This window comes from Mesorhizobium sp. M0772 (genome assembly GCF_040320135.1).
GTDB lineage: Bacteria > Pseudomonadota > Alphaproteobacteria > Rhizobiales > Rhizobiaceae > Mesorhizobium.
Window position 1 is genome coordinate 45,580 of sequence record NZ_JAMYPB010000045.1, and the last position, 8,103, is coordinate 53,682.

The following is an 8,103-nucleotide window of genomic DNA, read 5'->3' on the forward strand; positions in this document are numbered from 1 at the left end:
ACGGCGGCATAAGATTAGGAGTCCGTAGCCCTCACCAATTCCGGTTCAGCCAGGCCCGCGCGGGCTTCTCGACCAGATAGTAGCTGCATAGTGCACAGGCGAAGACAGCCGCCAGCATCGGGATCGGCGCACTGCCCTGCTCGGCGACGAATTTGTAGAAGGGCTGTTGCCAGAGATAGAGCGAGTATGACCACAGCCCGATCATCACCATCGGCCTGGACGATAGCAGGCCGGTCAGGTGCCGGCTGCTGGTGTCCAGCGTATTGACGGCAAGCGCCAGCAACGGCACCGCCAGTAGGTAATGGATCGGCGTCGGGACCGGATCGAGGAACAGCAATATAGCCGCCGCCGCCGACACGAGGCTGACATAGGGGCTCTTCAGGAATGCCGGCAGCCGGTCATCGTGCTTGAGCAGGCAGATCGATGCCGACAGCAGGATCGAGGCGATATGCACATCGGTGCGCCAATAGCTGTGCTCGTAATCCATGCCGAGTGCCCAGTACGAAATGGCGCCATTGGCCATCGCCAGCAGCGACAGCGTCACCAGCAGCCGAACGACATTACCCCGCCCGGTCACCACCACGCTGATCAGCGCCAGGATGATGTAGGCATGCTCTTCCACGCATAGCGACCAGATGTGGTCGAGCGCGCCGGCGCGGGTGATGAGAATTCCGGCATAGTTGTAGGTGAATGTCAGCGCCGTCAGCGCCGCCTTCCATTTGAAGCCGATAAAGGTGCCGGAGAGCCCGATCATGGCTGATGTCACGAACACCAGCAGCGCGGGATAGATGCGCGAAAAGCGGCGCTTGAAGAATTTTTTCAGCGGAAAGCGTTCGATGAACAGTATCTCGCCCATCAGCCGGCCTGAGAGCACGAAGAAGAACTCGACGCCGAGCACGCCGAGATTGATCCCGGGAACGGGGAAGAAATGGCCGATCAGCACCAGTGCGATCGAAAGCCCGCGCCAGCCATCGAGATAGGCCAGTCTTGCTCTGGCTGCTTTGTCGGCTGTGGCCCGCGGCAGGGCAACAGACGCTGCGGAGATGTCGGCCATGCCGATCCTCTACGACGCAAGATCTTGGCGCAGCTCACACCGCCGCGCGCAGAATCCACCCCGTGTTCCGCCAAGCTATACATATTGCAGTGCAATATCAGATTGTGCAAGTGCGAGAATGGGGCTGGGCAGTCCCTTGGGAAGTATGCGCCTGTTCTTGCACGGGAATTACCTGAAACAACGGATTTGCGCGTGGCAGCGAACCCGCAAGGACTGGGCAGTTACAGCCCGCCGCAGACGAACAAAGGGGCCGCGATGGCCCCTTTCCTTGTCAGTAGCTTTATGATGTCAGGCGTTGGCTGCCGCCACCGCGCGCTTGGCCATCACGGCGATCAAATTGGCACGGTATTCGGCCGAAGCGTGGAGGTCGGTCATCAAATTCTTCGCCGGCACTTTCACGCCGTCGAGCGCCGATGCGGCAAAATTTTTCGCCAGTGCGGCTTCGATCTCCTTCGAGCGGAACACGCCGTCATCGCCGGCACCGGTAACGGCAACGCTGACCCCGTCCTTGCCCTTGGCCACGAACACGCCGACGATCGCATAGCGCGAGGCCGGGTTGCGGAATTTTTCGTAAGCAGCCTTGGCCGGCGCGGTAAAACTCACCGCGGTGATGATCTCGCCTTCTTTCAGCGCCGTTTCGAACAGGCCGGTGAAGAATTTCGCGGCTGAAATCTCGCGCTTGTTGGTGACGATGGTGGCGCCCAGCGCCAAGAGCGCCGCCGGATAATCGGCGGCTGGGTCGTTGTTGGCGACCGAGCCGCCGATCGTGCCCTTGTGGCGCACCGCCGGATCGCCAATCAGCGACGCAAGGTGCGCAAGCGCCGGACAGGCCTTCCGCAGCTTCTCGTCATTGGCGACGTCGTAATGGGTTGTGGCGGCGCCGATGGTGACGGTCTTGCCCGACACCTTGACGCCTTGCAGTTCCTTGATCCGCGACAGGTCGATCAGGTCGGAGGGTGCGGCGAGCCGCGTCTTCATCGCCGGGATCAGCGTCATGCCGCCTGACAAAAGCCTGGCGTCGCCGCTCTTCACCAGCTTGGCGGCGTCGGCGACCGAGGCGGCGCGGTGGTAGTTGACTGCGTACATGGGATCCTCCCCTGAAGTGGTTAGGCAGTAGTGAGTAGGGAGTAGGGAATAGGGACGCTGTCATCTCCGGTAATGCCCATTCCCTACTCACTACTCCCTACTCACTCATTTCTTCGCCCTAATCGCCGCCCACACCGTCGACGGCGAGGCCGGCATGGCGATGTCCACAATCCCCAAAGCGTCGGTGATGGCGTTGATGACCGCCGGCGGCGAGCCGATGGCGCCGGCCTCGCCACAGCCCTTGATGCCAAGCGGATTGCTCGGACACGGCGTGTTCGAGGTCGACACCTTGAATGACGGCAGGTCGTCCGCGCGGGGCATGGTGTAGTCCATGTAGCTCGCCGTCAAAAGCTGCCCGCTATCGTCATAGTGAGCGCCTTCCAGCAGCGCCTGGCCGATGCCCTGGGCGATGCCGCCATGCACCTGGCCCTCGACGATCATCGGGTTGATGATGTTGCCGAAATCGTCCGCCGCAACGAACTGGACGATCTCGGTCGTGCCGGTTTCCGGATCGATCTCGACCTCGCAGATGTAGCAGCCCGCCGGGAAAGTAAAGTTCGCCGGATCGTAGAAGGCGGTTTCCTTCAGTCCCGGCTCCATGCCTGCCGGCAGATTGTGAGCGGTGTAGGCGGCAAGCGCCACCTGGAACCAGGGCAGGCTCTTGTCGGTGCCGGCAACCTTGACCTCGCCATTCTCGATGACGATGTCGCCCTCGTCGGCCTCGAGCAGATGGGCGGCGATTTTCTTGGCCTTGGCCTCGACCTTGTCGAGCGCCTTGGCAATTGCCGACATGCCGACCGCGCCCGAGCGCGAGCCGTAGGTGCCCATACCCATCTGCACCTTGTCGGTATCTCCATGGACGATCGAGACCGAGTCCAGTGGCACGCCAAAACGCTGGTTGACGAGTTGCGCGAAGGTCGTCTCATGGCCCTGGCCATGGCTGTGCGAGCCGGTCAGCACCTCGATCGTGCCGACGGCATTGACCCGCACCTCGGCCGATTCCCACAGACCGACGCCGGCGCCGAGCGAACCGACCGCCGCCGACGGCGCGATGCCGCAGGCCTCGATATAGCAGCTCATGCCGATGCCGCGCAGTCTGCCCTGGCTGGCGGCCGCCGCTTTGCGCTTGGCAAAGCCGGCATAGTCGGACGCCTGTGTCGCCGCATCGAGTGAAGCTCCATAGTCGCCGGCGTCATAGTTCATGATGACCGGCGTCTGGTGCGGAAACTCGGTGATGAAATTGATGCGCCGCAACTCCGCCGGAGAGACCCCAAGTTCACGCGCGGCGGTCTCCATTGTCCGTTCGAGCAGATACGTGGCTTCCGGCCGCCCTGCCCCGCGATAGGCATCGACGGGTGCCGTGTTGGTGTAGACGGTGCGCACATTGGCGTGGATCGTCGGGATGTTGTACTGGCCCGACAGCAGCGTCGCGTAGAGATAGGTCGGCACGCAAGACGAGAACAGCGACATGTAGGCGCCGAGATTGGCGATGGTGTCGACTTTGAAGCCGGTGATCTTGTTGTTCTTGTCGAACGCCATTTCGACCGTCGAGACATGGTCGCGGCCATGTGCGTCGGTGAGGAAGCTTTCGGTGCGGTCGGCGACCCATTTGACCGGCACGCCGGTCTTCTTCGACGCCCAAAGGCAGACGATCTCTTCGGGATAGATGTAGATCTTCGAGCCGAAGCCGCCGCCGACATCGGGCGCAATGACGCGCAGTTTGTTTTCCGGTGCGACATTGTAGAAGGCGCTCATCACCAGCCGCGCGACATGCGGGTTCTGCGACGTCGTCCAGCAGGTAAAATGGTCCTCGGCCTTGTCGTAATGGCCAAGGGCCGCGCGCGGCTCCATGGCGTTGGGAACCAGCCGGTTGTTGACGATCTTCATGCGGGTGACATGGGCCGCCGCCTGGATCGCCGCGTCGGTCGCCTTGGCATCGCCGATCTCCCAGTCGAAGATAAGATTGTCCTCGGCTTCGGCATGGACCTGCGGCGCACCTTTTTGCAGCGCCTTGGTGGCATCGACCACCGCCTTCAATTCCTTGTAGGTGATCTCGACCGCTTCGGCCGCGTCGCGGGCCTGGCCCTTGGTTTCCGCCACCACGATGACGACCGCATCGCCGACATAGCGCACCTTGTCGACCGCCAGCGGCGACCACGCGCCCATCTTCATCGGCGAGCCGTCCTTGGAATGGATCATCCAGCCGCAGATCAGGTTGCCGATGCCGTCGGCCTTGAGCTCCTTGCCGGTCAAGACGCCGATGACGCCGGGCATCGCCTGCGCTCGTCTGACGTCGATCTTCTTGATCTGAGCATGCGCGTGCGGGCTGCGCACGAAAGCGGCATGCTTCATGCCGGGAACCACCATGTCCTCGACAAAGCGGCCGGCGCCGGTGATGAAGCGTTTGTCTTCCTTGCGCACGACCCGAGCGCCGATACCTTCAATGCCCATAGGAATTCCTCCGGAATTTAAGGGAATAGCAGTAGGGAGTTAGGCAGTAGGGAAAGAGCACGCGGTGTCGTATCGCCGTTTTGCCCTACTCCCTATTACCTACCACCTATCCCCTAAGCTGCCTGTTTCGCCCTGCCCTTCGGCACCTTCGCCATCGTCTGCGATGCGGCGAGGATCGCCTTGACGATGTTGTGGTAGCCGGTGCAGCGGCAGATGTTGCCTTCGAGCTCGGCGCGCACCGTCGCCTCGTCGAGGCCTTCGGGATGGCGCGCGACCATGTCGGTCGCGGTCATGATCATGCCCGGCGTGCAGAAGCCGCATTGCAGCCCATGATGTTCCTTGAACGCGGCCTGCATCGGATGCAGGTCGCCGCCATTGGCAAGCCCCTCGATCGTCACCACGGTCGACCCGGAGGCCTGCACGGCCAGCATCGAACAGGACTTCACTGCCCTGCCGTCGACATGCACGACGCAGGCGCCGCATTGAGAGGTGTCACAACCGACATGCGTTCCGGTGAGACCAAGATTTTCGCGCAGGAAATGAACCAGAAGCGTTCGGTCCTCGGCAGCGCCGCTGATCCGTTTTCCGTTCACGACAAACGAAACGTCCGACATGCATCCTCCCTGGGTATGACCTTGGTAGTCATGCTGCCGATGCGGCTTTGGCGCTCGGCCATGCGCTATTGGTACACTGCACAAAGCGCAAAAAACACACGGCGCTCATTGTACTTTCGGTCATGGAGAAACGAAAATCACGGGCCTGTCCGCCCCATTGCCAAAGAGCGAATAGGGGGCAACAATGCCCTCGACGCCAGCGCGCCGAGAGACATAAAACGGGCGCGCGCAGGAAGCGTCGGAGGATATCGGGAGGAAGCCTCTGGCCAGTTCACGGACGAGCTATGCATCCGGTTTGTCGGCGCTCACCACCGACGAGCCCGACGCCGATGCATTCGCCCTGGCGGTCGCCGTCGAGGCCGCAGCCATCGATGCCGGCTTTGCCCTGCTGTTCTTCTCCCAGAGCTTGTTTGACGCGAGCGTCCTTTCGCAAGGGCTGAAGACCCACGCGCCGACGCTGGCCTACGCCGCTTGCTCGACCGCCGGCGAGATCACCCCCCAGGGCCTGGAGGAAGGCCATGTGCTGGCGCTGCTCTTTCCCTCCGCGTCGTTTTCGGCGGTCAGCACCATGGTCGACAATCTCTCCTCGTCGGGAATGGACAGGATCACTGATGAAGTCGAGGGCTTGCGGCGGTTGCTGCGCGGACGCACCGGCAGTTGCCATGCCAAAAGCACCTTCGCGCTCTGCTTCATCGACGGCCTGTCCTTTGCCGAGGAAGCTGTAACCTCGGCCATCCATTGGGGGCTGGACGACATCCCGCTGATCGGCGGTTCGGCGGGCGACGATTTGAAATTCGAAACCACCAGGCTGATTTCGAACGGCAAGGTTGCGTCCGACAGCGCCATCATTGTGCTGATATCAACCGAGATCCCGTTCCATGTCTTCAAGACCGACAATTTCATCCCAACCGACGAGAAGCTGGTGGTGACGTCATCCGATCCGGACCACCGCACCGTGCGCGAATTCAACGCCACCAACGCGGCTGAGGAATATGCAGCCTCGGTCGGCATCGTTGCGCAGAACCTGACGCCGATGAGCTTCGCTTCGCACCCGGTGGTGGTGAAAGTGGGTGGCGAATTTTACTGCCGCTCGATCCAGAAGATGCATCCCGACGGCTCGCTGTCATTCTTCTGCGCCATAGACGACGGCGTCGTGCTGTCCATCGCCCAGCCCAAGGACATGGTGGAATCCACGCGCGCCGCACTGCGCGACGTCGAGCAACGGCTCGGCGGCATCGACATGATCCTCGGCTTCGATTGCGTGCTGCGCCGGCTCGATGCGCGCAACCGCCAGGTGTTCCGCGACATTTCGGAGCTCTACCGGGTCAACAATGTCATCGGCTTCGGCACCTATGGCGAACAGTACCGCTCGATGCATCTGAACCAAACCTTCACCGGCATCGCCTTCGGCGAACGCCAGGCGGCGGAATAGCCCATGCCGCTCAGGGACATCGACGACGTCGACAGGCTGAAGAAGATCAACGCCGCTCTGGTCAGCCGCGTCGAGCGCTCGATGGACCAGCAAGGCAATGCCTTCTCGCTGTTCCAGACCGCGATTTCACTTGAAAACCGGGTGCGCATCCGCACCGAGGAACTGCACTCGACCTTGCGCCGGCTCGAACAGTCGAACATCGACCTCAGCGCCGCCAAGGAAAACGCCGAGCTGGCAAACCTGTCCAAGACCAGGTTCCTGGCCGCCGCCAGCCATGACGTGCTGCAGCCGCTGAACGCCGCCCACCTCTCGGTCTCGGCACTGGCCGAAGTGCAGACCAGCGACGAGGGCAAGAAACTCGTCCGTCAGGTCGAGCGCTCGCTGGAGACGATGGAAGACCTGTTGCGCACGCTGCTCGACATTTCCAAGCTCGACGCCGGCGTGGTCCAGCCCGACATTGGCGACGTCAATCTGGAGACGCTGTTTTCGTCGCTGCGCTCGGATTTCAAGCCGGTTGCCAAGCTGAAGGGGCTGACACTGAAATTCCGCCCGGTCAGCGCCGTGGTGCGTTCGGACCGCACGCTTTTGCGCCGCATCCTGCAGAACATCCTGTCCAATGCGCTGCGCTATACCCGCTCGGGCGGCGTGCTGGTCGGCACCAGGCATCGCGGCGACACCATCCGCATCGATGTCGCCGACACCGGCTGCGGCATTCCCGACGACCAGCGCGAGGCGGTGTTCGAGGAATTCCATCGCGGCTCCGCCATTCCGGCCGATACCGGAATTTCCGGCGGCGGGCTGGGGCTGGGCCTTGCCATCGTGCGGCGCATGGCCGCCGCGCTCGGCCATCCCGTGACGTTCTCCTCGAAGGTAGGGCGCGGCACCATCTTCCACATCGACGTGCCGGTCGGCATCGGCGCCAGCGCCGACGCCATCGCCAGCCTTGCCGAGATGGAGCGTCCGCGCGGCTACGGTCTGTTCGGCACCAAGGTGCTGCTGGTCGAAAACGACGCCGACGTGTTGCAGGCGATGACCTTCCTGCTCGAGCGCTGGCAGTGCCTGGTGCGCGCCGCGACCTCGACCGAGGCTGCGGTCAGCCTGCTTGGCGACACCGACTGGGTGCCCGACATCGTCATTGCCGACCAGCATCTCGATGACGGCGACCTCGGCACCGCCACCATCGCCGAAGTCCGCGATTATCTCGGCCGCGCCGTGCCGGCGTTGATTGTCACCGCCGACGGATCGGAGGCCGTCGCCAAAGCAGCCCGCGCCGCCGGCATCGAGCTGATGCGCAAGCCGCTGAAACCAGCGCAACTAAGGGCGTTGCTGGCGCATCTGCTGGCTTGAGCCCCATACCCTCCCCTCGATGGGGAGGGTCGGCGCGCCGCGCCGGGGCGGGGGGCCGCCCCAACCGAGGCCCCCCCCCCCCCGCCGGCGGGCGACACGCCCCCCCCCCACAGGAGGGG

At 63.0% G+C, this 8,103-nt stretch carries 6 protein-coding genes; 2 read left to right on the forward strand and 4 right to left on the reverse strand.

Annotated elements, in window-relative coordinates; genetic code table 11:
• Positions 1–31: 31 nt before the first annotated feature.
• From NKI06_RS24325 to NKI06_RS24340, 4 genes are all read right to left on the reverse strand, one after another.
• Positions 32–1,054: an acyltransferase family protein gene (locus NKI06_RS24325; RefSeq protein WP_023739055.1), complete on the reverse strand. Its 1,023-nt coding sequence runs from the start codon at positions 1,052–1,054 to the stop codon at positions 32–34.
• A gap of 288 nt (positions 1,055–1,342) precedes the next feature.
• The gene (locus NKI06_RS24330; protein ID WP_023672622.1) at positions 1,343–2,140 is read right to left on the reverse strand and encodes an FAD binding domain-containing protein; all 798 of its coding nucleotides are present in this window, start codon (positions 2,138–2,140) and stop codon (positions 1,343–1,345) included.
• A gap of 105 nt (positions 2,141–2,245) precedes the next feature.
• Complete coding sequence (locus NKI06_RS24335; protein ID WP_352987457.1) at positions 2,246–4,591, reverse strand: xanthine dehydrogenase family protein molybdopterin-binding subunit; 2,346 nt, start codon at positions 4,589–4,591, stop codon at positions 2,246–2,248.
• A 113-nt stretch (positions 4,592–4,704) separates the two neighbouring features.
• On the reverse strand, positions 4,705–5,205 hold the full coding sequence (locus NKI06_RS24340; RefSeq protein ID WP_352536952.1) for a (2Fe-2S)-binding protein: 501 nt from the start codon (positions 5,203–5,205) through the stop codon (positions 4,705–4,707).
• Positions 5,206–5,500: 295 nt separating this feature from the next.
• Here NKI06_RS24340 and NKI06_RS24345 point away from each other — a divergent pair, with 295 nt between their 5' ends.
• Both NKI06_RS24345 and NKI06_RS24350 read left to right on the forward strand, forming a co-directional pair.
• A complete protein-coding gene (locus NKI06_RS24345) occupies positions 5,501–6,637 on the forward strand; it encodes an FIST N-terminal domain-containing protein (protein WP_352987458.1) in 1,137 nt (378 codons plus the stop codon).
• A 3-nt stretch (positions 6,638–6,640) separates the two neighbouring features.
• Positions 6,641–7,984 carry an ATP-binding response regulator gene (locus NKI06_RS24350; protein ID WP_352987459.1) on the forward strand — a complete coding sequence of 448 codons (1,344 nt, stop codon included), beginning with the start codon at positions 6,641–6,643 and terminating at the stop codon, positions 7,982–7,984.
• The last annotated feature ends 119 nt before the right edge of the window (positions 7,985–8,103 follow it).